The 24826-nt window shown below is 71.2% G+C and carries 26 protein-coding genes; 19 read left to right on the forward strand and 7 right to left on the reverse strand.

Translation table 11 applies throughout. The annotated features are described in order from the left end of the window. The first annotated feature begins 199 nt into the window (after positions 1-199). The 3 genes from J2744_RS09030 (at position 200) to J2744_RS09040 (ending at position 2100) form a co-directional block, all read left to right on the forward strand. The gene (locus tag J2744_RS09030; protein ID WP_092920292.1) at positions 200-445 is read left to right on the forward strand and encodes a PRC-barrel domain-containing protein; all 246 of its coding nucleotides are present in this window, start codon (positions 200-202) and stop codon (positions 443-445) included. Further along, positions 445-903 (forward strand): NOB1 family endonuclease, encoded by a 459-nt coding sequence (locus tag J2744_RS09035; RefSeq protein ID WP_017344245.1) that lies wholly within the window; start codon positions 445-447, stop codon positions 901-903. The genes J2744_RS09030 and J2744_RS09035 overlap by 1 nt, the downstream gene beginning before the upstream one ends. A 96-nt stretch (positions 904-999) precedes the next feature. Then, positions 1000-2100, forward strand: coding sequence for a DUF2891 domain-containing protein (locus J2744_RS09040; protein ID WP_209546955.1), 1101 nt, complete (start codon positions 1000-1002; stop codon positions 2098-2100). Here the strand turns inward: J2744_RS09040 and uppS are convergent. After that, entirely contained in the window at positions 2097-3092 is a 996-nt protein-coding gene (gene uppS, locus J2744_RS09045) for a polyprenyl diphosphate synthase (protein WP_209546958.1), read from the reverse strand. The two genes, J2744_RS09040 and uppS, sit on opposite strands and share 4 nt — an antisense overlap. Before the next feature lie 61 nt (positions 3093-3153). Between uppS and lwrS the strand changes: the two genes are divergently transcribed. The 4 genes from lwrS (at position 3154) to J2744_RS09065 (ending at position 5277) form a co-directional block, all read left to right on the forward strand. Continuing rightward, positions 3154-3537, forward strand: coding sequence for an LWR-salt protein (gene lwrS / locus J2744_RS09050; RefSeq protein ID WP_209546961.1), 384 nt, complete (start codon positions 3154-3156; stop codon positions 3535-3537). Positions 3538-3661: 124 nt separating this feature from the next. Further along, positions 3662-4378 carry an HAD family hydrolase gene (locus J2744_RS09055; protein WP_209546964.1) on the forward strand — a complete coding sequence of 239 codons (717 nt, stop codon included), beginning with the start codon at positions 3662-3664 and terminating at the stop codon, positions 4376-4378. A 34-nt stretch (positions 4379-4412) separates the two neighbouring features. Next, positions 4413-4769: a PadR family transcriptional regulator gene (locus tag J2744_RS09060; RefSeq protein ID WP_209546967.1), complete on the forward strand. Its 357-nt coding sequence runs from the start codon at positions 4413-4415 to the stop codon at positions 4767-4769. Positions 4770-4794: 25 nt separating this feature from the next. After that, on the forward strand, positions 4795-5277 hold the full coding sequence (locus J2744_RS09065) for a CopG family ribbon-helix-helix protein (RefSeq protein WP_209546970.1): 483 nt from the start codon (positions 4795-4797) through the stop codon (positions 5275-5277). A gap of 31 nt (positions 5278-5308) precedes the next feature. Here J2744_RS09065 and J2744_RS09070 read toward each other — a convergent pair whose 3' ends face one another. Continuing rightward, positions 5309-7549 carry an AAA family ATPase gene (locus tag J2744_RS09070; protein ID WP_209546973.1) on the reverse strand — a complete coding sequence of 747 codons (2241 nt, stop codon included), beginning with the start codon at positions 7547-7549 and terminating at the stop codon, positions 5309-5311. A 151-nt stretch (positions 7550-7700) separates the two neighbouring features. On the opposite strand from J2744_RS09070, the gene J2744_RS09075 reads away from it, so the two are divergent. The 4 genes from J2744_RS09075 (at position 7701) to J2744_RS09090 (ending at position 10491) form a co-directional block, all read left to right on the forward strand. Then, a complete protein-coding gene (locus tag J2744_RS09075; RefSeq protein WP_209546975.1) occupies positions 7701-8213 on the forward strand; it encodes a hypothetical protein in 513 nt (170 codons plus the stop codon). Between the two features lie 179 nt (positions 8214-8392). After that, positions 8393-9580, forward strand: coding sequence for a tRNA-intron lyase (locus J2744_RS09080; RefSeq protein WP_209546978.1), 1188 nt, complete (start codon positions 8393-8395; stop codon positions 9578-9580). Between the two features lie 56 nt (positions 9581-9636). Further along, complete coding sequence (locus tag J2744_RS09085) at positions 9637-10239, forward strand: LURP-one-related/scramblase family protein (RefSeq protein WP_209546980.1); 603 nt, start codon at positions 9637-9639, stop codon at positions 10237-10239. 78 nt (positions 10240-10317) lie between these two features. Next, positions 10318-10491: a hypothetical protein gene (locus J2744_RS09090; RefSeq protein ID WP_209546982.1), complete on the forward strand. Its 174-nt coding sequence runs from the start codon at positions 10318-10320 to the stop codon at positions 10489-10491. A 72-nt stretch (positions 10492-10563) separates the two neighbouring features. Here J2744_RS09090 and serS read toward each other — a convergent pair whose 3' ends face one another. Beyond that, complete coding sequence (gene serS, locus J2744_RS09095) at positions 10564-11934, reverse strand: serine--tRNA ligase (protein ID WP_209546985.1); 1371 nt, start codon at positions 11932-11934, stop codon at positions 10564-10566. A gap of 450 nt (positions 11935-12384) precedes the next feature. Beyond that, a complete protein-coding gene (locus tag J2744_RS09100) occupies positions 12385-12909 on the reverse strand; it encodes a hypothetical protein (RefSeq protein WP_209546988.1) in 525 nt (174 codons plus the stop codon). Between the two features lie 139 nt (positions 12910-13048). Between J2744_RS09100 and J2744_RS09105 the strand changes: the two genes are divergently transcribed. The 5 genes from J2744_RS09105 (at position 13049) to yciH (ending at position 19513) form a co-directional block, all read left to right on the forward strand. Next, entirely contained in the window at positions 13049-14422 is a 1374-nt protein-coding gene (locus J2744_RS09105) for a dihydroorotase (protein WP_209546991.1), read from the forward strand. 228 nt (positions 14423-14650) lie between these two features. Next, positions 14651-15682, forward strand: a complete 1032-nt coding sequence (locus tag J2744_RS09110) for an AAA family ATPase (protein WP_209546994.1) — start codon at positions 14651-14653, stop codon at positions 15680-15682. 31 nt (positions 15683-15713) lie between these two features. After that, positions 15714-16874 (forward strand): DUF58 domain-containing protein, encoded by a 1161-nt coding sequence (locus J2744_RS09115; RefSeq protein ID WP_209546997.1) that lies wholly within the window; start codon positions 15714-15716, stop codon positions 16872-16874. Next, positions 16871-19165 carry a transglutaminase family protein gene (locus tag J2744_RS09120; protein WP_209547000.1) on the forward strand — a complete coding sequence of 765 codons (2295 nt, stop codon included), beginning with the start codon at positions 16871-16873 and terminating at the stop codon, positions 19163-19165. The genes J2744_RS09115 and J2744_RS09120 overlap by 4 nt, the downstream gene beginning before the upstream one ends. 54 nt (positions 19166-19219) lie before the next feature. After that, the gene (gene yciH / locus J2744_RS09125; protein ID WP_004046732.1) at positions 19220-19513 is read left to right on the forward strand and encodes a stress response translation initiation inhibitor YciH; all 294 of its coding nucleotides are present in this window, start codon (positions 19220-19222) and stop codon (positions 19511-19513) included. Between the two features lie 96 nt (positions 19514-19609). Here the strand turns inward: yciH and J2744_RS09130 are convergent, their stop codons facing one another. Next, positions 19610-20443 carry a geranylgeranylglycerol-phosphate geranylgeranyltransferase gene (locus J2744_RS09130; protein WP_209547003.1) on the reverse strand — a complete coding sequence of 278 codons (834 nt, stop codon included), beginning with the start codon at positions 20441-20443 and terminating at the stop codon, positions 19610-19612. Between the two features lie 115 nt (positions 20444-20558). Between J2744_RS09130 and J2744_RS09135 the strand changes: the two genes are divergently transcribed. The 3 genes from J2744_RS09135 to J2744_RS09145 all read left to right on the forward strand — a co-directional run bounded on the left by J2744_RS09135 (position 20559) and on the right by J2744_RS09145 (position 22574). After that, a complete protein-coding gene (locus J2744_RS09135; protein ID WP_449405218.1) occupies positions 20559-21605 on the forward strand; it encodes a hypothetical protein in 1047 nt (348 codons plus the stop codon). Positions 21606-21725: 120 nt separating this feature from the next. Next, positions 21726-22334 (forward strand): helix-turn-helix domain-containing protein, encoded by a 609-nt coding sequence (locus J2744_RS09140; RefSeq protein ID WP_209547006.1) that lies wholly within the window; start codon positions 21726-21728, stop codon positions 22332-22334. Between the two features lie 72 nt (positions 22335-22406). Then, positions 22407-22574, forward strand: a complete 168-nt coding sequence (locus tag J2744_RS09145) for a hypothetical protein (RefSeq protein ID WP_209547009.1) — start codon at positions 22407-22409, stop codon at positions 22572-22574. Between the two features lie 30 nt (positions 22575-22604). On the opposite strand, the gene J2744_RS09150 is transcribed toward J2744_RS09145, so the two are convergent. After that, positions 22605-23840 carry a TIGR04347 family pseudo-SAM/SPASM protein gene (locus J2744_RS09150; protein WP_209547012.1) on the reverse strand — a complete coding sequence of 412 codons (1236 nt, stop codon included), beginning with the start codon at positions 23838-23840 and terminating at the stop codon, positions 22605-22607. After that, complete coding sequence (locus J2744_RS09155) at positions 23837-24241, reverse strand: Htur_1727 family rSAM-partnered candidate RiPP (protein ID WP_209547015.1); 405 nt, start codon at positions 24239-24241, stop codon at positions 23837-23839. Before J2744_RS09155 ends, J2744_RS09150 begins: the two co-directional genes overlap by 4 nt. Between the last annotated feature and the right edge of the window lie 585 nt (positions 24242-24826).

The following is a 24826-nucleotide window of genomic DNA, read 5'->3' on the forward strand; positions in this document are numbered from 1 at the left end:
CAGTTAAGCCTTTCAAAATGCCGCGACGAACCGGGACGACGGAACCGGACCGTTCGGTGCGTTGGTCCGGCCGCGGTGCGACGCGTTCGTCCGGCCGCGGTGCGACGCGTTCGTCCGGCCGCAGTGCGACGCGCTCGTTCGTCCGTCGCCCGTCCGACGGCCCGTGGCGTTTAATACCGTCGCCCGGAACCGTGAGGGTATGGTCGACATCCTCGCGGAGAACCTCTCCGGGAAGGCGGTGATGAGCGCCGACGGCACGGAGCTCGGGGACCTCTACAACATCACGATGAACCTCGAGTCCGGCGAGCTGAACCACCTGCTGGTCAGCCCGCACGAACAGCTGCGGCCCGAACGCGTCGACTTCGAGGTCGACGAGATGGGGCGGCTCCGAGTACCGGTTGCGAACGTGCAGGCGGTGAAAGACTACATCGTCGTCGCCCGCTGATGCAGGTCCTCGACTCGTCCGCGTTCATCCACGAGTACACGACAGACGAGGACGTGGTCTCCATCCCGGCGGTCCACGACGAGCTGACCGGCGAGGTGGCCCTCCGCTTCGACGCGATGGAAGGCTCCGGGATGACCGTCCACGTGCCGGCGCCGGAGGCGGTCGACCGGGTCCGCCGGGCCGCGAAGGGGTCGGGCGACGCCGCGGAGCTGTCCGACACCGACATCCGGCTGATCGCGACCGCGCTGGAGCTTCACGCGACGCTCGTCACCGACGACTACGCGATGCAGAACGTCGCCGAGCGGCTCGACCTCCCGGTCGAGGCCATCGCCCGCGACGGCATCTCCGAGGAGCGGGAGTGGCGCTTCCAGTGCGTCGGCTGCAACCGCACCTTCGACGAGAACAAAGAGCGGTGTCCGATCTGCGGGAGCGACCTGACCCGGAAGAACCCGGCGTGAGCGGCCCGACCGCGTAGCGACGCGCGAACCGGTTCCGCGTGCCACCGTACCGCACACGACCGACCGATTGAACAGGCGTCCCGCCGACCACCAGCCGTGAACGCCTTCGAGGAGATCTCTCCGGACGCGCTCCGCGACGGACGGGCCGACGCGCTCGACGACGCGGTCGCGACGGCGCTGGCCGCCCACCCGCTCGACGGGGTCGAGACCGAGTACCCGCACTATCAGGGAGTCGTGGAGGGACCGGAGGCGCCGCCGCGTCCCGCCGAGGACCACCCCGTCTTCTACGGCTGTTTCGACTGGCACTCCGCGGTCCACAGCCACTGGGGGCTCGTGCGCGCGCTGCGCCTCGCCACGGACCACCCGGACGAGTCCGAAATTGCGGCGAGCATCGACGGGCGGCTGACCCCCGAGAACGTCGCTCGCGAGGTCGACTACCTCGACGAGAACCCCGGTTTCGAGGAGCCGTACGGCTGGTCGTGGCTGCTGCGCCTCGCCGCCGAGCTTCACCTCTGGGACGACCCGCGCGCCGACGCGTGGCGCGAGACGCTCCGCCCGCTCGAAGCGCGGGTCCGACGCGGGACCCGCGAGTCGTTCCTCGACGTCGACCGCCCGCAGCGCGTCGGCACCCACGGCAACACCGCGTTCGCGCTCGCCGGCGTCCTCGACTACGCGCGGGTCGTCGGCGACGCCGACCTCGAAGCGGAGACCGAGGCGACGGCGCGCCGCCGCTACGCGGACGACACCGCCGCGGTCGTCGGCGCGGAGCCGGTCGGCTGGGACTTCCTCTCGCCCGCGCTGACCGAGGCCGACCTCGTGCGACGCGTCCTCGGCCCCGACGCGTTCGCGGCGTGGCTCGACGAGTTCCTCCCGGACCTGGCCGCCCCGCCGCACGACGCGCTGTGCTCGCCCGTCGACGTCGAGCCGGACGAGGGCGACGGCGCCGCGATGCACCTGATCGGACTCAACGTCTCCCGCGCGTGGTGTCTCGCGGGGCTGGCCGACGCGCTGGCCGACCGAGAGGGACCGGCGGCGGCCCGGCTTCGGGAGCCGCTGGAGACCGCGGCGCGCCGCCACGCCGAGGCAGGGGCCGCGGACGTGCTCACCGACGACTACGCGGGGTCGCACTGGCTCTCCTCGTTCGCGCTGTACCTGCTGACGCGGAACGAGGGCGGGATCGCGCCGGGCGCCGCTTAGTCGGCTCCCGGCGAGTCCTGCGAGTCGCCGTCGATCGGACCGGCCGCGTCGGCGTCGACCGGGTTGGCCGCGTCGCCCTCGGCGAGGCCGAGCGCGTCGTCGGAGAGGTCGCTGCCGTCGAGCCGCGGGACGCGCTCCCGGAGCCGCGAGGCGGCGGCGCGGGCCTCGGCGAACTCGACCTCGGCGAGCGCGCGCACCAGCGCGGCGGCGCGCTCCGCCCGGGCGCGCTGCCACGACTCCTCCCGCGACTCGTAGGTGCGGATCGCGCGCAGGAAGTCGGCCTCGGAGAACTCCGGCCAGTACGGCGCACAGAAGTAGACGGCCGCCTCGTTCCCGTTGGCGTGCCACGGGAGGAAGTTCGAGGTCCGCTCGTCGCCGCCGGTGCGGACGATCAGGTCCACGTCGCGGATCGGCCGGTCGTACAGGCGGGACTCGACCGTCTCGACGTCGACGTCCCCCGGCGCTATCTCGCCGGCGTCCACGTCGCGGGCGATGGCGCGCGCGGCGTCGAGCAGTTCGGTCCGGCCGCCGTACGCCAGCGCGACGTTGAGCGTGAACCGGTCGTTGTCGGCGGTGCGCCGCTCCGCGTACTCGACCGCGTCGTGGACGCGCGGCGGGAGCCGAGGGACGTCGCCGATGGCCCGGACGCGCACGCCCTGATCGTGGACGCGGTCGGCGTCGGCGAACTCCCGGAGCTTGTGCTCCAACAGGTCGAAGAGGGGCTTCAGCTCCTCGTCCGGGCGCTCGAAGTTCTCGGTGGAGAAGGCGTAGAGGGTGAGCTCCGAGACGCCCAGGTCGGCGCACCAGTCGAGGACGCGCTCGGTGGTGTCGGCGCCGGCGCGGTGGCCCTCGGGGGCGTCGTCGCCGCGCTCGCGGGCGTACCGACGGTTCCCGTCCTGAATGACGGCGACGTGGTCGGGGACGTCGTCGATCTCGCGGCGGAGGTGCCGCCGGTACGCGCGCCCGACGAGGTCGCGGAGTCGCTGCCACATGGCCGGAGACCACGCCCCCGAGCGGTATACCTTTATGGATCGATCGCTCGACCCCCGAGGCATGGAGGCCGCATACGTGTTCCGCGTCGCCCTCCGCCTCGATCCGCCGGCCGCCGCCGTCGACCCCGACCGGTTCGAGACGACGATGGAGATTCCCGCGAGCGAACCCGGAACCGACGGGTGGCTCTTCTTCCGCGACCGACTGTGGCGCGGCGAGGTCGGCGACGAGCCGGCCTTCCGGCGACTGGCGGAAGCGCGGTTGGGCGTCGCGAACGCCGCGAGCGTCGAGGTCGTCGCCGCCGACTTCCGCGAACTCCGCACCGACGAGGCGTACCTCGACGCGCTGAAGGCCGCGATCGCCGCGGATCTCGGCCGGTTCAACGCCGACTCCGTCGACGAGGTCCTCCGCAAGTACCTCGGGTCGTCGGTCCACGTCCGGGGCTGAGCGAGAGGCTTCGGAGCGGAAGACCTCGGAGCGGAAGACCTCGGAGCGGAAGACCTCGGAGCGGGACGACCGCCTCGCTCGAACCCGCAACGCACTTGCCGGTCCCCGGCGTACGAGTCGATCCATGGCCGTCGCCGACTACGATTTCCACCTGTTCGACCTCGACGGCACCCTCGTCGACGCCGAGTGGGAGTACACCCGAGCGGTGTTCGACCGCGTCGGCGACCGGCTGGGCCGCGAGTTCTCGGACCGAGAGGCGTACGTCCTCTGGCACGGACTCGGCGGCGCGCGCGGCGAGACCCTCCGCGAGATCGGCGTCGACCCCGACGCGTTCTGGCCGGCGTTCCACGCCGTGGAGGACCCGGTCGCCCGCGCGGAGGCGACGTACCTCCACGACGACGCCGCGCGCCTGCTCAACCGCGTGAGCGAGGTCGGCGGACCGACCGGACTCGTCACCCACTGTCAGGAGTTCCTCGCGGAGCCGGTTCTCGACCACGTCGACCTCGGCGGTCGATTCGACGCGGTCGTCTGCTGTACCGACGAGACGGGATGGAAGCCCGACCCCGATCCGATCGAGACCGCGATGGGCGAACTCGGCGTCGATCCGGGCCGACACCGGGGCTACTACGTCGGCGACGGCGAGAGCGACGTGGCGGCCGCCTGGAACGCCGGACTCGACGCGGTCCACGTCGAGCGCGTCGGCCACGACGACCGCGGCCGGTGCGTCCTCGGCGACCGGCGCGTCGAGCGCCTCGACGAACTGGTTGGCGGCGACGGGGACGACGCCGACCGCCGCGGCGGCGTACGCGTCGATTCCGGCGGCGCGGTCGACGCGTCGTGAGCGATTTATCCCTTCCCGGAGCGACTCGCGATCCATGACGAAGTGGTTCCACAGCGGCCGGCGCCGCGACCTCTGCGCGCTGCTGTACGAGCACGGCGAGCTGCGCGCGCAGTCGGCGAAGAGCCGGCTCGAATCGCACTACGACGAGCGGATCGACCCCGGCTCTTTCTACGGCACCCTCTCCGCGCTCGTCGAGTCCGGCCACCTCCACCGCCGGACCGAGGGGATCGCCGACGTGTACGCGCTCACCGAGGCGGGCGAGACCGCACTGCTCGACCACTACGCGTGGCTCGGCGACCGGATCGAGGGGGACGACGCCGGGAGAGGCGATGCGGGAGGCGACGGGTCCGAGCGAGGACCCGAGCGCGGCGACCCGGACCTCAAGGATTAACAACTCCGTCGGCGTGAGTTAATACATGACCGTCGTCAGCGTGTCCATGCCGGAGGAGTTACTCGAACGGATCGACCAGTTCTCCGACGAACACGGGTACACCGGGCGCAGCGAAGTGATTCGCGAGGCCTCCCGGAACCTCCTCGGCGAGTTCGAGGACGCCAAACTGGAGGACCGGGCGCTGATGGCCGTGGTGACGGTGCTTTTCAACTACGAGACGACGAGCGTCGAGGAGCGGATGATGCGGCTGCGACACGAACACGAGGGGATCGTCGCCTCGAACTTCCACAGCCACGTCGGCTCGCAGTACTGTATGGAGCTGTTCGTGCTGGAGGGCGGCTTAGAGGAAATCTCGACATTCGTGGGGAAGGTCCGCGCGACGAAGGACACGCTCACGGTGGATTACAGCGTCACGCCCGTCGACGAGTTCGGCGCCGGCGCCCTCGGCGAGGCGCACGCGCACGGTTCCCCGGAGGACGACGAAACCGCGACTACCGACGAGGACTGAGCGGACCGACGGAGTCGCCGCTTCGCCGCCCTCAGACGGTCTCGGGCCGGACCGATTCGAGCGCCGCGTCGAAGTCCGCGCCGGTGATCCCGACCTCGTCGGCGTGGTCGTTGGCGGCCTCCCCGTGTTCGTCGGCGACGCGCTCGATGGCGCGCATCGCGGCCGCCCGCGACAGGGCCGCGATCTCGGCGCCGGAGTACCCCTCCGTCTCGTCGGCGATCCGTTCCAGGTCGACCTCGTCGACCAGGGGCTTCTCGCGCGTGTGGACCTCGAGGACCTTGCGACGCGCCTCGCGGTCCGGCTCCGGCACCTCGACGTGGGTCTCCAGGCGACCCGGGCGGAGCAGCGCCGGGTCGAGCGCGTCCCGCCGGTTGGTCGCCGCGAGGACGACGAGGTTCGGGTTGTCGCTGGCGCGGTCGAGTTCGGTCAGGAGCTGCGAGACCACCCGCTCGCCGACGCCGGAGCCGTCGCCGCCGGCCGCGTCGCGGTCGGTCGCGACCGCGTCGATCTCGTCGAAGAAGATGATAGCGGGCGCCGCCTGTCGGGCGCGGTCGAACAGCTCGCGGACCGCCTTCTCCGACTCGCCGACGTACCGGTCAAGGAGTTCGGGGCCGGCGACTTGGATGTAGTTCACGCCGCTCTCGCCGGCGATGGCGCGCGCGAGCAGCGTCTTCCCGGTCCCGGGCGGGCCGTGGAGGAGGACGCCGGTCGGGGGGTCGGCGCCCGCCGCGTCGAACAGGGGGCCGTACGATAACGGCCACGTCACGGCGCGTTCCAGCTCCGCTTTCGCGTCGTCGAGACCGCCGACGTCGGCGAAGTCGGTCGTCGGCTGCTCGGCGACGTACTCGCGCATCGCGCTCGGCTCGACGTTCGCGTGGGCGGCCTCGAAGTCCCCTTTCGTGACCGTCACGTCGTCGAGGGCGGCCGCGTCGTCCTGCCGGGCGCGGCGCAGCGCCGTCATCGCCGCCTCCTGTGCCAGCCCCTCGATGTCGGCGCCGACGAACCCGTGGGTGCGGCTCGCGATCCGGTCGAGGTCCACGTCGTCGGCCAGCGGCATCCGGCGCGTATGGACGTCGAGGATCTGGCGGCGGCCGGCCTCGCCGGGGACGCCGATCTCGATCTCGCGGTCGAAGCGCCCGCCCCGCCGGAGCGCCGGATCGATGGTGTCGACGCGGTTCGTCGCGCCGATGACGATCACATCGCCGCGGGCGTCCAGCCCGTCCATCAGCGAGAGCAGCTGGCCGACGACGCGGTTCTCCACGTCGCCGCCGTCGTCGCGCTTGCCCGCGATCGAGTCGATCTCGTCGAAGAAGACGATCGCCGGGGCGTCGTCGCTCGCGCGCTCGAACACCTCGCGGAGCCGCTCTTCCGACTCCCCTTTGTACTTCGACATGATCTCCGGGCCGTCGACGGTGATGAACGTCGCGTCGACCTCGTTGGCGACGGCGCGGGCGATGAGCGTCTTCCCGGTCCCCGGCGGCCCGTGGAGCAGGACGCCCTTCGGCGGGTCGACGCCGAGCCGGGTGAACACCTCCGGCTCGGAGAGGGGGAGTTCGATCGTCTCGCGGACCAGCTCCAGCTCCTCGTCGAGACCGCCGATGTCCTCGTAGGTCGCGCCAGCGGTGTGCTCCGCGGGCGGCGATCCGCCGGCCTTCGGTTCGGCGTCGTCTCCCGGCGGAGCCGTCCCGGAGCCGGTCGGCCCCCCGGCGCGGTCGTCCGTGCTCCGGGTCGGTACGTCGGCCCGGTCGCCCGCGGACTCGGCATCGTCCTCGTACTCGACCGACACGTCGGTCGAGGCGGTGATTCGGACGGTCCCCGAGGGGGCCGTCCGGGCGACGACGAACCGGAGGCCGCCGAGCCGCTCGACGTGGACGGCCTCGCCCTCGGTGACGGGGCGGTCGCGCAGCTCGCGCGAGAGCGCGCGCTCGACCACTTCGCGGCTCACGTCGACCTCGGCGAGGCGGCCGGGCGCGGCCAGCGTCACGCGGTCGGCGTCGGAGACGTCGACGGGGGCGATCGTCACGGTGTCGCCGACCTTCACGCCGGCGTTCGCGCGGGTGTCGGCGTCGATGAGGACGGAGCCCTCGGCGGCGTCTGGGCCGCCCGGCCACACCTTCGCGACGGCGGTGCGCTCGCCGCGCACCTCGACCGTGTCGCCGCTGAGGAGGGCGAGCCGCTTGCGAGCCGACTCGGGGAGCCTAGCAATGCCCCGGCCCGCGTCCCGCTTCTCGGCGGCACGCACCGTGAGCCGGAGCCCTGCGGTGTCGTTCATACGCCACGTTCTCGCCGGCGGCTCTTTACGCTTGTCCGGCCGGACAGCGCCGGCGCCCCGTCGCGGCGTGTGAGACCGATTCACAGCTTTTATTTTCATTTGATTTCACTTCCGCTCAATGACCGAGTCCGTACTGAACGTCGCTGCCTCCGTGTTCGTGTACGGGCTCGTCGTGGCTTTCCACGAGTTCGGTCACTACGGCGTCGGACGATGGGTCGCCGGGATTCCGGCTTCGAAGATCAAGGTCGTCCTTCTCGACTTCCCGCAGCACGTGGCGTTGCGTGACGAGGAAGACTGGATCAGACCGCGGGAACAGCCGCGATACGGCGAGATATACGCCGGGTACGACGCGGAGGCCGCGCGGACGAAGCACGTCGACCTGTACACCGCCGGAGGGCTGGTCGGACAGGCCGTCGGTGTCGCCGCGGCCGTTGGCATCTTGCTCGCCGTTGGGGGACGAGCGTGGGCCGAACTGTTCGTCGACCTGTCCGTGCTGCTGACGGCGTCGTACTTTCTCTTCGATCTCGGAGCGTCCTTCCGTTCCGCTCGAAACAGGCGGTACATCGGCGACTTCTCGGCGCTCTGGACGTACTCCCCGCTCGGGACCATCGCGGTCGTACTCTTCTTCGTAGTCGTACACGGCGGTCTCTCCCTCTTCTTGTGAGCGAACGCGACGGCTGAGACGGGTCGGTCTCCCCGGTCGCGGGCGTCGGTGGCGGCGTCTGTCAGGGGCGCCGGACGAGGGGACGCCCCGGGGTTTCGGACCCGAACCGCTCGGCTGACGACCGCACCCCACGACCACCGACCGCAACCGCCTTCCCTCGGCCGCCCGGCCTGACGCGTATGCAACCGACGGGACACCTGCGGGGCGACGCGGTCCGCGTCGGCGGGGACGCCCGCCAGCGCTTCTACGACGCCCGGGGGTACGGGCGCCCGCTCGACGGGAACGAGATCGCGCTCTCGCGGGTCGAGGCCGCCCACCTGCTGTTCCGCGGCGACCTCTCCGGGATCGAACTGGAGGACGGGTCGGATCCGGTCGGCTTCGAGCGCTTCTTCGTCGCGAGCGCCGCGGCGGCCGACCGCTTCGCGGTGCGCTTCCTCGTCTACTCCGACCTCCGCGACCGCGGCTTCTACCTCTCGCCCGCCCGCGAGCCGTGGCCGGGCGGGGGCGACGCACCGAGCGACGCGGTCGACTTCGTCGCCTACGAGCGCGGCGAGACGCCCGACACGGGGAACGTGAAGTACCCGATCCAGGTCGTCGGCGAGCGCGAGTCCGTCGCGGCCGCGGGACTCGCCGGGCGCACCCTCGCGGTCGTCGACGAGGAGTCCGACATCACCTACTTCGCGGCCGAGAGCGGCGGAATCGAGGGTGCGACCGACTACGAGCCGCCGGAGTCGCTCGCGGGCGTCCTCCTCGCCGACCGCGTCGTCGTCTGGGACGCCCCCGAAGACCTCTACGAGCGCGGCTTCTACGGGCAGCCGCTCACCGGACGAGCGGCCGACGTCGAGGGCGCGCTCCAGCTCTCTCTCGTCGAGGCCGCGTCGCTGGCCGCCGACGGCCGGCTGTCGCTGTCGGCGTCCGTCGGGACCGCCGGAGGGGACGACGACGGAGAAGCGAGCGACCCCGCCGACCCGACCGACGCGGACTCCGGCGACGCCGCCGCCCGGATCGTCGCCCGCGGCCGCGACGTGGAGGGCGAGCGGTTCGACCGCCGGCTCGCGGTTTACAAGCGCCTCCGCGCGGCCGACGCGGTGCCGAAGACCGGCTTCAAGTTCGGCGCCGACTTCCGGACGTACCTCGACGTGGAGACGGTCGATGACCTGCCGCACTCCGAGCATCTCGTGCGCGTGGTGGGACCGGCCCACGAGTTCTCGCCGCGCGAACTCTCGCTCGACGTGCGGCTCGCGGGCGGCGTCCGCAAGGAGATGGCCTTCGCGCTGACCGGGGTCGAGGACGACCACCCGGGCGACGCCGACGCGCCCCTCGACGCCGACGTGGAGTGGCTCTCGGTCGACCGACTGACGCCCTGAGCTTCGCCGCAACGGCGAACAGAAGCCTTTTTTGACCGCTCGCCGTCGTCGCGTCCATGCCGTTTCCCTCCACGTCCGACGCCGAGTCGAGCGAGTACGACATCTCGACCGTCGACCTCAGCGACGACCGCTACGAGGTCAAACAGTCGATGGTGCGGAACAAGTACACCGTCCGCGACGGCGCCGGCAACGTCGTCCTCCGCGGGAAACAGAAGATGTTCAAGCTGAAAGAGGAGTTCCCGTTCGTCACCGGCGACGACGAGGACGCCTTCTCGGTGAAGGCCGGCGGCATCATGGACATCGGCGGCAACTACGCCATCGTCGACGCGGGCACCGACGAGGAGGTCGTCGTGCTGGACGAGGACTACTCGCTGTTCGTCGAGAACTGGACGGTCCGCGACCCCGAGACCGGCGAGGCGCTGGCGACGATTCAGTCGAAGAACAAGCTGCTGTCGGCGCTCCGTCACCTCGTCGGCGCCGCGAACCTGATTCCGAACAAGTACGAGATATTCGACGCCGACGGCGGCCACGTCGGCGACATCGAGGGGGAGTTCTCGATGCGGGACGCCTACACGGTCACCGTCGACGACGCGAGCGACGTGCCGAAGGAGGCCGTGATCGCGGCCGCGTGTATCCTCGACGCGTTGGAGAACCAGTAGCGGCGTTCGCGGCGGTCTAGCGGGATCGGTCACTACCCCACAGGAGACACAAACGCGTTTCAGTGAGAGATAAACGAGATGGGAACAGAAGAACACGCACGCGAGATGGTCGTTAGCCTGTACCTCAGCGACACCATCGGCTTCGACGCGCTCGCCGAATCTGTCGGTCGACAGGACGCGGAGGCCGTTCGCACCTCGAAGGAACTGCTCGACGGCAGCGAGTCGCTCGCTGACGAGTTCGCAGATTTATAAGCAATCGATTTTACGCGCTCGCTCCTACCGATAAGCAAGGAGGGAGCCCACGGCTTCAGCCGTGGGTGGATGTCACTCCCCGCCGAGCTTCGACTCGCCGACGGCGTCGTGGCCCTCGATGACCTCGGTGCCGCCCATGTACGGGCGCAGCGCCTCGGGAACGGTGACCGTGCCGTCGTCGTTCTGGTAGTACTCCAGGATCGCGACGACGATCCGCGGGACCGCCAGCCCCGAGCCGTTCAGGGTGTGGAGGTACTCCGCGGACTCGTGGTGTTCCTCGCGGTACCGAATCCCCGCGCGGCGCGCCTGGAAGTCCTCGAAGTTCGAGACGGAGGAGACCTCCAGCCAGCGGCCGCCCCGCTCGGGACCCGCGTCCATGTCGTCGGCGGGCGCCCACACCTCGACATCGTACTTCTTCGCCTGCGTGAACCCGAGGTCGCCGGTACACATCTCTAAGATGCGGTAGGGGAGTTCGAGTCGGCGAAGCACCTCCTCGGCCTCGTCGACCAGCCCCTCGAAGCGATCGTCGCTCTCCTCGGGCCGGACGAAGTTCACCATCTCCACCTTGTTGAACTGGTGGACGCGGACGATCCCGCGCGTCTCGGTGCCGTGCTCGCCCGCCTCCTGCCGGAAGTTCGGCGTGTACGCCTGGTACTTCAGCGGGAGATCCTCGCCGAGCAGGATCTCGTCGCGGTGGAGGTTCGTGACGGGCACCTCCGCGGTCGGGAGCAGCCAGAGGTCGTCGTCGTCGTACTCGTCCTCGTTCGACCCTTCCACCCGGTAGGCGTCCTCGGTGAACTTCGGCAGCTGCCCGGTGCCGCGCATCGACGCGGAGTTGACCGGGATCGGCGGGAACACGTCCTCGTACCCCTGCTCGCGGTGCACGTCAAGCATGAACTGGATCAGCGCGTGTTCGAGGCGCGCGCCGTCGCCCTTCGCGACGTAGAACCCGCCTCCGGCGACCTTCGCGCCGCGCTCGAAGTCGAGGATCTCGAGCTCCTCACCCAGGTCGTAGTGCGGCTCCACGTCGGCCGGGAGGTCCCGGAGGTCGTCGAACCCCTCGCGGCGCCGCTCGACGTTCTCCGACTCGTCCTCGCCGACCGGCACGGAGTCCTGCGGGATCTGCGGGAGTTCCAGCAGCGACGCCTCCAGTTCGGTCTCCAGCTCGTCGGCCCGGTCCTCGATCTCCTGAAGCTCCGATTTGAGCTCCTGCGAGCGCTCGATCGCCGCTTGGGCCTCCGCCTCCTCGCCGGCCGCCTTCAGCTCGCCGATCTTCGAGGAGACCTCGTTGCGCTCGTGCCGTAAGTCGTCGCCGCGCTGTTTCAGCTCCCGCCACTCCTCGTCGACGTCGAGTATCCGGTCGAGGTCCACGTCGACGCCCTTGTTTTCGAGCGCCTCGCGGACGACCTCGGGGTTCTCCCGGACGAACTGTCGAGACAGCATTTGTCGAGAGTTCCGCGGGGCGACCCAAAACCGTATCGGAGCGTCGGTAGCGTCTCACACTGTCTCTTTTTAATTAGCACTCGACAATCGGCGACGAACACTGCCAAAGCCCCAGCCGCTCGCTTATAAATAGTCGAACGTGTCTCGGCCGAGAACACCGCCAAAGCCCCAGTCGCGAGGCGGGCGTACACTCGTTGCGCTCCTCGGTCGCTCACTTCGTTCGCTCCCTGCGGTGCTTACGTCGTCTACGCCCGCCTCGCGACTGCCCCTTTGAGTCCCGCCCCGCACCGCACGGCGACCGCACCTCACGCCTCCCCAACCTCGCCGCTCACGCCCTCCGGGCGTTCGCGGCGTCCCTCGCGCGTGCGACTCGCGGCCTATCGGCCGCTCGTCGGCACGCGCCACCGCTCCGCGCGTTCATTTATAAACCGATGGCCAACGACCGGATCGTCAGTAGCCGCCCGGTAACGCCATCCCGACGGCGAGCGCGACGAGCGGCACCGCGGCGACGACCGCGTACCACAGGCCGGCGGCGACGAGGAGGATCCACGTCGAGTAGCCGTATCCGGTCGGGTCCCAGTCGACCCCGAGCCGCGGGAGGCCGGCGACGGCGACCGCCGGGGCGACGAAGCCGACGAGGACCCCGCCGAACAGCGCCGTGGTGAGGAACCCCTCGCTCCAGGCGGGACCCGCCTCGGCGGCGAACGCGACCGTCAGTACGACGCCGACGATGTACGGGACCGAGAGACCGATCGAGACGCCGATGTACGAGGGCAGAACGCGTCCCGCCGGGGGGAGCGCGCGGAACAGCGCCCGGCAGCGCGTCGCGAGGAACGGCACGCACAGCCCCGCGGCGACGAGTCCGGGGAAGAGGAGCAGCGCGAGCGTCCACAGCCACCCGACGACCGAGTCCGCGACCGCGGAAATCGCGAGGAGGGAGACCGAAGCCGGAGGCGGAAGGAGGGCGAGAGCCATGCGGAAGAGGAGGCGCCGCGGGCGGCAAACGTCTTGTGGTGGCCCGCGGCGGTTCGTCGGCGGACGCGGTCGCCGTCCCGCCGCTCCGCGGCCGGGAACCACCAGCGTTTATCCCGCGCGCCGCGACCGGCCGACAACGATGCTCATCACGGGCGCGACGCTGGCCGACGGCCGGGTGCGAGACGTGCGTATCGGCGACGACGGACGGATCGACGCGGTCGCCGAGGGACTCGGCGCCGACGCCGGCGAGCGCGTCCTCGAGGCCCGCGGCAGACACCTCCTACCGGGCGCGGTCGACGTCCACGTCCACTTCCGCGAGCCGGGCGGGAGCCACAAGGAGACGTGGACCTCCGGGTCGAAGAGCGCGGCCGCGGGCGGCGTGACGACCGTCGTCGACCAGCCGAACACCTCGCCGCCGACCGTCGACGGCGACGCCTTCGACGGGAAGGCCGCGCTCGCGGCCGACTCGCTCGTCGACTACGGGATCAACGGCGGCGTGACGCCCGACTGGGACCCGGAGAGCCTCTTCGAGCGCCCGCTGTTCGCGCTCGGCGAGGTGTTCCTCGCGGACTCGACCGGCGACATGGGGATCGACGGGGACCTGTTCGCGGACGCGCTCGACGCGGCCGCGGCCCGCGACGTTCCGGTCACCGTCCACGCCGAGGACGCGACGCTGTTCGACGAGTCGGCGCTCGACGGCGACCTCGGCGGGAGCGGCACGGCCGCGACCGCGGACGCGTGGTCCGCCTACCGGACGGCCGACGCGGAGATCGCCGCCGTCGAGCGCGCGCTCGCGGCGGCGGCCGACCGCGACGCGCGAGTTCACGTCGCGCACACCTCGACGCCGGAGGCGGTCGACGCCGTCGTCGAGGCCCGCGAGGACGGAGCGGGGGAAAGCGACGGCGACGGAGCCGGGACCGACGCGGCGCCCCGCGTCACCTGCGAGGTGACGCCCCACCACCTGTACCTCTCGCGCGAGCGGGCGCGGTCGCTGGGGACGTTCGGACGGATGAACCCGCCGCTCCGCTCCGAGTCGCGCCGCGAGGCGCTGTTCGCGCGGCTCGCCGAGGGCGACGTCGACGTGGTCGCGACCGACCACGCGCCGCACACGGTCGAAGAGAAGCGGACGGGGCTGGTCGACGCGCCGAGCGGTGTCCCGGGCGTCGAGACGCTGTACCCCCTCCTCCTCGAATCGGTCCGGAAGGGGGAGCTGTCGCTCGAACGCGTCCGCGACGTCGTCGCCGCGAACCCGGCCGAGACGTTCGGACTCGACCGGAAGGGACGGGTCGCCGAGGGGCGCGACGCCGACCTCGTCCTCGTCGACACGGCCGACCCGCGGGAGATCGAGGCCGCGGCGCTCCACAGCGCCCCCGCGTGGACCCCCTTCGAGGGCCTCCGCGGCGTCTTCCCGGAGGTCACGCTCGTCCGCGGCGAGGTCGTCTACGAGCGCGACCCGGCGACGGGCGCGGCGTCGTTCGGCGATCCGGTCGGCCGAAACGTCAGGGAGTCGTAGTCGAGCCGGTCTCGGCCGTCAACGGGCGCGCTCCTCCGGTCATTTAGGTCGGATCCAGAGTGGTCCAGATGTCTCGTGATCGCTCGGTATCTCTCCGTATCTCGCCGTATTCGGCCGGCGGAACGCATATGCCGTTCCTCGCCTTACTCTGGATATATCGATGATCACGGGGAGCATTCGCACGGTCGTATCCGGACGGGGAACCGACCCGGACGAGACCGACCGGCCATGACGGAACCCGGGGAGTCCGGACCGGTCGGAACGGGTCCCGCTGAATCGACCGACGGCAATGCGGAGACCGCCGGCGCGGCGGCCGGTGTCGGCGCGGCGGTCGAACCCGAGACCCCCGCGGACGTCGCCGCGCTCGCGGACCGGATCGTGAGCGAGGTCGAGGACGTGATCGTGGGCAAGCGCGACGCGGTCGAACACGTCCTCGTCACCGTGTTGGCGCGCGGCCACCTCCTCGTCGAGGACGTGCCGGGCGTCGGGAAGACGACGCTCGCGAAGTCGGTCGCGCGCTCGATCGACGGCTCGTTCAAGCGCGTCCAGTTCACCCCCGATCTCCTCCCGTCCGACGTCACCGGCGTCAACGTGTTCAACCGCCGGACGGACGAGTTCGACTTCCAGCCCGGCCCGGTGTTCGCGAACGTCGTGCTGGGCGACGAGATCAACCGCGCCCCGCCGAAGACGCAGTCGGCGCTGTTGGAGGCGATGGAGGAGAACCAGGTGACCACCGACGGGACGACCCGCGACCTGCCGGACCCGTTCTGCGTGATCGCGACCCAGAACGACGTGGAGCCGGGACAGACGTACGAGCTACCCGTCGCCGAGGTCGACCGCTTCACGAAGAAGATCCGGCTCGGCTACCCGGACACCGAGGAGGAGGCGGCGATCCTCGGGCGGCTCGCCGGCGACCACCCGATCGACGCGGTGGAGCCGGTCGCGACGATCGCCGACGTGCGGCGCGCGAGGGCGATCGTCGGCGAGATCGAGGCCTCGGAGGCGGTCCGGGAGTACGTGGCCCGGCTCGCGGTGTACACCCGTCGGAACGCGAAGCTCGGGGCGAGTCCGCGCGGGAGCCTCGCGCTGATCCGGGCGTCGCAGGCCCGCGCCGCGCTCGCCGGCCGCGGCTACGTGATCCCCGACGACGTTCAGGCGGAGGCGCCGACCGTGCTCTCGCATCGGATCCGAACCGAGTCGGGCGGGACGGACGGCGCCGACGTCGTCGACGACGCGCTCGACCGGATCCGGGTGGAGTGATGACGGCGACGCCGACCCCTCCCGCGCGCCGATGACGACCGCGCTCACCCGCCGGGGACGCGTCGCCGGACTCGTCGGGCTCGTCGCGGCCGCCAGCGCGCTCGCCGCCGGGGGGCGCGCGCTCGACGCGATCGTGATCCCGGTGGCCATCGCGCTCGCGGCCGGCTACGTCCAGGTGTCGCGCGTCGACGCCCCCGCGGCCCGCCACGTGACGCCTCCCGACGGGTTCGTCGGCGAGACGCGGGACGTGCGCTTGGAGTTCGGGTCCGAGGCGGCGCGGGGCGGCGACGGCGACGACGCCTCACCCTCCTTTCTCGCCGACGTCGGCGTCCAAGTCGACGAGGGGCTCGACGGGCCGACGACGCCGATCCGCGCGTCCGTCGGCACGGAGCCGGTCTCGTACCGCGTGACGTACCGCAGGCGCGGCGAGCGGACGCTCGGGCCGATCGAGCTCACCGTCACCGACGTGTTCGGTCTCTTCGAGCGCGAGATGGTCGTCGACGAGACCGCCGCGGTGACCGTGTACCCGCCCCGCGACCCGGTCCCGACTCGGTTCCGCCGGGCGCTACACGCGGTCGACGCGGTCGACGTGAGCCGGGAGCGCGAGGAGTTCGACCGGCTCCGGGAGTACACCCGGGGGGACGCGGTCCGCGACGTCCACTGGGCGACGACCGCCAAGCGCGACGAGATCGTCGTCAAGGAGTTCGCGGCCGAGACCGCCCGGAACCGGGTGACGATCGCCGGCGAGACGGACGTCAGCGGCGGCGACGAGGTCGCGGGGTTCGGGACGGCCGACCGCGGCGACGGCGAGGGCGGCGACCGCTCCCCGAGCGCGGTCGCGGCCGACGAACTCGCGCGGGCGACCGGCAGCCTCGCGCTGGCGCTGCTCGACGACGGCGTCCCGGTCGACGTGCGGCTGCCCGGCGGCCGCGTCTCGGCGTCTCCGGGCGGACGGGGGCGGCGCGAGGTGCTCGAACTCGCGGCCCGGACCGGTCCCGGGGAGGTGACCGACGACGACGCCGACGTGACGGTCGTCGCCGACACGAGCGGCGCCCGGTTCCGAACCGGCGACCGGGCGGTCTCGCTCGCGGACCTGCGCCGCGAGGCGAGCGAGGAGCGCGCCCCGAGCGGCGGGTCCGGACGGAGTCGGGCCGGCGAGGCGGCGGATCGACGTGAGGTGACGCCGCCGTGAGCCGCGAGTCGTCCGCGGGAACGGTTCGCCCGCCGACCGAGTCGGGCGGAGGCAAGTCGGCCGGAACCGGTCGGCGGGCGGCCGACCCGGCGGTCGTCGGCGTCGCGGTCGTCGCCGCCGCGTACCTCGCCGTGTTCTTCCAGGTGACGAACGTCGTCGGCGGGACGGCCCGGACCGCCGGCGTCGTCGCGGTCGCGGGGGTCGGCGGGGTCGCGCTGGCGCGGGTCGTCGGCGAGCGGACCGCGCTGTGGCTCGCCGGCGCGGTCCTCGTCGCCGGGCTGTCCGGCTACCTCCTCGCGGTCCCCGAGAGCCGGCGCGCGCTGTTCACGGTCCGGAGCGTCGCCCTGGACGTCCTCGCGCTGTCGACCGGTCTCTCCGTGTTGCGGCTGGCGCTCGCGGACGTCTGGGTGCTCGCTGTGGCGCCCGTGCCGACGTTCCTCGTCGGCTACTTCGCCGGGCGGGGACGGCACGTCGCGGCCGCGAGCGCCGGCGGCGGGACCCTCGGCTTCCTCGTGCTGACCGGCGACGCGGGCACCGAGGCGGCGGTCGCCGGCGTCGTCGGGCTGGCGCTCGCCGTCGGTCTCTCGACGCTCTCGACGCCGAGCCGCCGCCGCGGCCACGCCGGCACGTTCGCGGTGGTGGTCGCGGCGATGGTCGTCGCGAGCGCGACCGTCACCGTGATCCCGGCGGGCGCGGCGGCGCCGCTCGGGCTGGACCGCGGCACGGCGACGCTGGAGTCGAGCCTGAGCGGCGACGACGAGCTGGCTGTCGTCGGGACGACGCGGCTCTCCCCGGAGGTGCGGTACACGATCGAGAGTCCGGTCGAGCGGAACTGGCACACGGGTGCGTACGACACCTACACGGGCGACGGCTGGGTCAGGACGGGGGAGCGATCCACGCTCGGTGACTCGCTTTCCGGTCCGCCCGGGTCGAGCGAGTCCGTCACCGTCTCGATCACCGCAGAGACGGAGTCGACCGCGCTGCCGGCGCCGTGGAAGGCGGTATCGGCGTCGACGGCGGACGGCGGGACCGTCCGGCTCGACGAGCGCGGCAGCCTCCGGCTCGCGGAGCCGCTCGAACCGGGCGAGGAGGCGACCGTGGAGAGCCGCGTGCTCGACGCCGACCCGGCCGCGCTCCGGAACGCGAGCGCCGACTACCCGGCGGCGATCGAAGAGCGGTACACGCAGCTGCCGGAGAGCACGCCCGACCGGGTCGGCGAGCGAACGGACGAGATCACGGCCGCGGCGGACGCCGACTCGCCGTACGAGCGGGCGGCCGCGGTCGAGGCGTACCTGCGCTCGGAGTACGAGTACTCGCTGACCGTCGAGCGGCCCGAGAGCGACGTCGCCGACGCGTTCCTCTTCGAGATGGACGCCGGCTACTGCGTGTACTTCGCGACGACGATGGCGGCGATGCTCCGGTCGCAGGGGATCCCGACCCGGATGGAGACCGGATACACCCCGGGCCAACGGGTCGGCGAGGACGAGTACGTCGTGCGGGGACAGAACGCCCACGCGTGGGTGTCGATCTACGTTCCGGACCACGGTTGGGTGGCGTTCGATCCGACCCCCTCGGACCCCCGCGACGAGGCCCGAGACGCCCGGCTCGCGGAGGCGCGCGCCGGCGGCGCGGAGAACGTCGACACCGAGGAGTCCACCCCCAATCAGACGCTTGACGTGGGTCCCAGCACGGGCGCCCCCGACTCCACCGACGGTGACGCCGCGTCGAGCGCGGGCGGAAACGACTCGACCGACCCGGGAACGGAGGAGACGAACGGCACGGAGAGCGCCTCTCCCACCGACATCTCGCGTCTCGAAGGCGCGGAGGCGGACGACGTCGGACCGGCCGGTGAGTCGGGCGACGCCGGCGGCGGCGGTGGACACCTCCCGACTCCGAGCGCCGAGACCGCGATGTACTGGCTGCTCGTCGTCGCGCTCGGGGTCGCGGGCGCCCGCCGGACCGGACTCGCGAGCCGCGCGAGCCGGCGTATCGGACCGCTACTTCCGCGGCGGCGGCGCGACCCGGTCGCGGACGCCGAGCGCGCGTTCGCGGACCTCGAACGGCTGCTCGCGGGGCCGTACCGCGAGCGGCGGCCGGGCGAGACGCCGCGAAGCTACGTCGAGGCGATCCGGACGCTCGGCGCGGACGAGCGCGTCGAGACCGTCGCGGCCGCCTACGAGCGCGCCGCGTACGCCGGGACGATAACCCGCGACGAGGCCGACGAGGCCCGGCGGGCGGTCCGGCGGCTCGCGCTCGAACGGGCGCCGCTCATCGGGCGGTTCGTCCGCTGATCGGGGGACCTCCCGACACTATTTAATACGGGCGTCCTGTAGATTCGGGCTGTAATGTCGGAAGTCTGCTCGACGTGCGGACTGCCCCAGGAACTCTGCGTCTGCGAGGACGTCGCGAAGGAGTCCCAGCAGATCAGCATCCGCATCGACGAGCGAAGGTACGGTAAGGAGGTAACGGTCATCGAAGGATTCGATCCGAAGGACGTGGACATGAGCTCCCTCTCGTCGGATCTCAAGTCGAAGTTCGCCTGCGGGGGCACCGTCGAGGACGGCGCCATCGAACTCCAGGGGAACCACTCGGGTCGCGTGGAGGACTTCCTCCGCGACAAGGGTTTCAACGTCGCGTGACCGTCACCTGACCGTCCGCCGTCGAGCGTCGATTCGAACCGCAACCGCGACCGCTTTTACCGCCGACCGTCCCGGCCCGGAGCCGCCGCGCCCGCCTCACGCGACCACGACGGCCCGACCGACGACGAACGCCGCCGCCGCGAGGAACGTGCCGTACTTGAAGCGGCGCTGCGCGGCGGCGGGGTCGGCGAAGCCCTCGTAGGTCGCGTACAGCATGACCGCGTCGGCGACAGCGACGACCGCGAGGTACGCCGCGCCGAGCGTCCCGGAGAGGTACGGGAGCGGGCTGACGGCGACGGCGACGACGAGCGCGGCCGCGCCGATCCACAGCGCGCGGCGCTCGCCGACCGCGATTGGAAGCGTGGTGAGTCCCTCCTCGCGGTCGCCGGCCACGTCCTCGACGTCTTTGATCACCTCGCGGGTGAACGTCGAGAGGCCGGCGAGCGCGGCGAGGACGAGGACGGCGCGGGGGTTGCCGACCGCGGCGCCGCCGAAGAGGAACGTCGACCCGACGAGGTAGGCGACCAGGGCGTTGCCGAGACCGGGCGTCCCCTTGAAGAGGCTCGTGTAGGTGACCAAGGCGACGAGGTTCACCGCGGCGATGCCGATCGAGAGCGGTGGGAGGCGGACCGCGGCCGCGACCGCGACCGCGAACCAGCCGATCGCGGTCGCGAGCGCGACCCGCGGGGAGACGGCGCCGCGCGGGATGGGGCGGTCGGGGCGGTTGACCGCGTCGATCTCGCGGTCGAAGTAGTCGTTGATCGCGTTGCCCGCGGCGACCGCGAAGACGGTCGTGACGGCCGCGAGCGCGGTCGGGAGGGCGGCGCCGCTCACGCCCGCGACGAACGCGCCGGTCGCCGTGAGAGCCCCGGCGGCGACGCAGTTGCCGAGGCGAGCGAGTTCGACGATACCGCCGAGCGTGTCTCGCACGTCGTCCGCGTACTCCCGCCCCCGAGAAATAAACGGTGCGGGATCGGTCGACGCGCCTCGCGCCGCGTCCGTCCCCCCACGAACGTTTATCACGTCCGAAATGAAATAGCCGCGTATGGCCAAAGGCCTGGACGTCGGCACGATGAACATCCTCTCCGGACGACAGGAAGGCGCGGAGACGGTGTTCGTACAGCAGCGCAACTCGTTCGTCGAGATCGAGTACAGCGACATGGCCGAGCAGATGCTCTCCCGCAGCGAGGTCCTCCACATCCGAAAGGACGACAAGGTGTACGTCGTCGGCGACGACGCCCTCAACTTCGCGAACATCTTCAACAAGGAGACGCGCCGGCCGATGCAACACGGAATCTTATCCAGCGACGAGGCCTCCGCGATCCCGATGATCAAGCTGATCACCGAGCAGGTGGTCGGGGAGCCGTCGAAGCCGAACGAGCGGCTGTTCTACTCCAGCCCCGCGGACCCGATCGACTCCGGGCTGACGACGCTGTACCACGAGAAGACGCTCGAATCGATGCTCGGCGACATGGGGTACGACCCCGAGCCGATCAACGAGGGGATGGCGGTCATCTACTCCGAGCTGGCCGACAACAACTTCACCGGGCTGGGGATTTCCTTCGGCGCGGGGATGACGAACGTCTGTCTCGCCTACTACGCGGTGCCCGTCATGAAGTTCTCCATCGCCCGCGGGGGCGACTGGGTCGACGAGCAGACCTCGCAGGCGACCGGCACCCCGGTCGACAAGGTGACGAGCATCAAGGAGGACGACTTCGAGCTGGACTTCCGAACCGACGTGGGCGGCGTGGAGGGCGCGCTCGCCATCTACTACGAGAACCTGCTCGATTACGTGATCGAGAACATCACCCGCGAGGTCGACGAGGAGGACGTCGAGGAGGGGCTGGACGTGCCCGTCGTCGTCACCGGCGGCACCTCCAGCCCGAACGGCTTCGAGGACCTCTTCGCCGACCACCTCGCGGACGCGAACATCCCGTTCTCGATCAGCGGCGTGCGCTCGGCCGACGAGCCGATGTACAGCGTCGCCAGCGGCGCCCTCGTCGCCGCGCGCTCCGAGGAGGGCGATGAGGCCGACTCGGGCGGCGCGGCCGACGAACCCGCCGAGGAGGCCGCCCCCGAGTCCGAGGACTGAGGCGACGACGCGGCCGCGTTCTCCCTCTACCACCCGCTTTTTCGGAGCCGACCCGGGCCGCCGCGCCGGATCTCGGGAATCCGCCGAAGAATAAAACCGACGCCGTCCGTAGCGGCTGACATGTCCGACGCCGCCGGCGCCGACGGCGACCGCCGTCTGCGGGTCGACCTCGACGTCGATCCGACCGGCGACAGCGGCTGTCCGATCGTCTCGGAGGCCGACGAGGCCGCCGAGGTGGCGGTCAACGCCGTGGGCGACGAGTGCGTCGTCGACGTGACGACGCCGGACGGGGAGGTGGTCCGCGGGACCGGCGAGGTCGACGAGGACTGCCTCTGTCACGCGTTCGGGCGGCTCGGCTGCGCACCGCATTTCCGGCGGGTCGAGGACGGGACGATACTCGTGACCGCGTACGTCGACGACCGGGCCGCCGTCCGCGGACTGGTCGACGAGCTGCGCGGCGTCGTCGACCGGGTGCGGCTCGTCCGGCTCGCGGTCGTCGAGGGGCCGAACGCGACGGAGCAGGTCACCTTCGACCTCTCCGCGCTGACGCCGAAACAGCGCCGCGGGCTCGAGCTCGCGGTCGTCCGCGGCTACTTCGACGACGACCGCGACGTGCGCCTGCGCGATCTGGCCGAGGAGCTCGGGATCAGCAAGTCCGCGCTCTCCCAGCGGCTCCGCACCGCGCAGGCGAAGCTGGTGACGGACGTCTTCGACGACGCCGAGCGGTGAGCGCGGGTGCCTCTTGAAGAGATACACACGTGAAGCGGGACGCGGAGGGGGCGCCGAGCTCTTCGTCCGGCCATGAGCGACGACGACCCGCCGGTTCCCGAGCCGGTGCGAGACGACGCCACCGTCGAACTCGTGCGCGACGCGATCGGCGTCGCCCGCGGGGAGGTTCCCGCCGAACGGTTCTCGGCGAAGTACGGCACAGCAGGGGAGTCCAGGACCACGGGCGACGGAGAGGAGTAGGCGATAGCGACGACCGCCGCCCGGAGCGGCTCAGTCGTCGGCGGGCGCGGACCGGTCGGTCCCGTCGAGTCGCGCGAGCGCCTCCTCGCCGGCGCGCTCCGCCTCGGTGAGGTAGCACTTCGGATCCGGGGCGAACGGGTCGCCGTGCGTGGAGAGCGCGCGGAGCCGAGAGCCGCCGCGGCAGATCGACTGGTACGCGCAGTCGGCGCAGCGACCGGAGAGCCGGTCCTCCCGGTCTCGAAGCCCGGAGAGGAGCGGGTTCGACTCGTCGGACCAGATGGCGCCGAACGATCGGTCGCGGACGTTGCCGGGCGAGTACCCCTGCCAGAACTGCGTGAGGTGGACGTTACCGACGGGGTCGACGTCGGCGACGCGCTCGCCGGTCGGGTCGCCGCCGTTGCGTTCGAGGTATCGGTAGATGAGCCGGGCGCGGTCGGTCCCCATCTCGCGGTCGGCGTACTCGACGAGGTGGCCCGCGTCCGCGTAGTTGCCCACGAGCAGCGTCTCTATCTCCTCGCCCGCCTCGTGGTACTCACGGGTGAGGTCACAGAGGTCGGTGACCGCTTTCCGGGTCGCCTCCGGACTCAGGTCGACGTTCGAGATGTCCGCGCCCCGGCCGCCGTAGTCGAGGTGGTAAAAGCAGAAGCGGTCGACGCCCACGTCGGTGAGCAGGTCGACGACGCCCGCGAGGTCGTCGACGTTGTGCTCGGTGATCGTGTACCGCAGGCCCGTCTTGAGACCCACGTCGAGGCAGGCCTCAATTCCCCGGACCGCGGCGTCGAACGCGCCCTCCTCCCCCCGGATCCGGTCGTTGCGCTCGGGGAGGCCGTCGACCGAGACGCCGGCGTACTTGAGACCGGCCGCCTTCAGTTCGCTGGCGCGCTCGCGGGTGAGGGGGGTGCCGTTCGTCGAGAGCACCGGGCGGACGCCGCCCTCGTCGGCGTACGCGATAAGCTCCGCGAGGTCCTCGCGGACGAGGGGTTCGCCGCCGGAGAACAGCAGGACCGGGACGCCGAACGCGGCGAGGTCGTCGATGAGCGCCTTCCCCTCGGCGGTCGACAGCTCGTTCGGCGCGCCCTCGGCGTCGGCGCCGGCGTAGCAGTGCTCGCAGTAGAGGTTACACCGCTTCGTCGTGTTCCAGACGACGACCGGCCGCCGCTGTTTCTCCTCGGTGATCTGCGGCTCCTTCGAGCCGTCGGCCGCGTCGTAGCGGAGCCCGTCGCTCTCGGCGTCGAGTCCGCACAGCAGCTTGCTGACGGATATCATCGCGACCCCTCCTCGTCGGCGGTGTCGGCCGCGGGCGCCCCGCCGCAGGAGGCGGTCGGCGTCCCCTCCGTCTCCTCGTAGACGCGCGGCTCGTCGGCGTCGTCGGCCGCCTCGGAACCTCCGGCTGCCTCGGAATTTCCGGACGCCTCCGGCTCGTCGTTCGCGAGCGACTCGGCGGAGTACCGGGACACCTCCGCGGCCGGGCACACCCACACGTCGCGGGCGTACCACGCGAAGAGCTTGCTCGCCTCCTCGTGGGCGACGTCCGGCGTCGGCGCGGCCACCGTGCCGACGTGACGGAGCGGGTCCGACTCCTCCTCGCGGACGAACACCTCGAACCGACGCCCGTCGGCCGACCGGGGGCCGTTCGCGCCCTCGCTTCGGTCCGTCTTTTCGACCATACCCCCCGTACGGACGGTTCCCCGAACCGGGTTTCGCGCGTTCTCACGGCCGCGAAATTCGACCGAACCTGTTCGGGCGAGCGCGAGTAGCGGGCACGGCCGTCGCTCGGAGAGCGAGGGCGACGAGCGGGCGGCTGGTCGGGATGGTGCGTCCAAGAAAGTGTAAACACGACACGAGTATTTTGTACAGAAATTAAGGCGAAGAAGAGAAGTTGTTGTATGAGCTGAAGAAACTGTACACCGTCTGAGACACGAGTTCGTGACCAGTATCGGTGAGTTCCAGGTTCTGCTGGGGAACGCCGTTCGTAGTGACGTGATCGAGGTTCTGTCCGTTGAACGCGAGCGTAGCCCACGGACAGATGAGAGAATGGTCCTTGAGTTGTCCAGTTTGGAGGTGTTTGCTCTTGTGAAGTTCCTGTGTGTGACTGTTATCTCCGTATTCGTCGAAGTCCGTGGTGAGACAAACAACGTTGTAGCGTGCCGTGCCGTCCCAGTCATCGAAGGTTGATTTCGCGACGATAACAGCTGTTCGGTCCGATCGGTTAGCGAGCGGATCGTTAGAGAGTGTGACGACTTGCTTGGGGT

The sequence above is a fragment of the Halorubrum trapanicum genome (genome assembly GCF_017873555.1).
Taxonomy (GTDB): Archaea; Halobacteriota; Halobacteria; order Halobacteriales; family Haloferacaceae; genus Halorubrum; species Halorubrum trapanicum.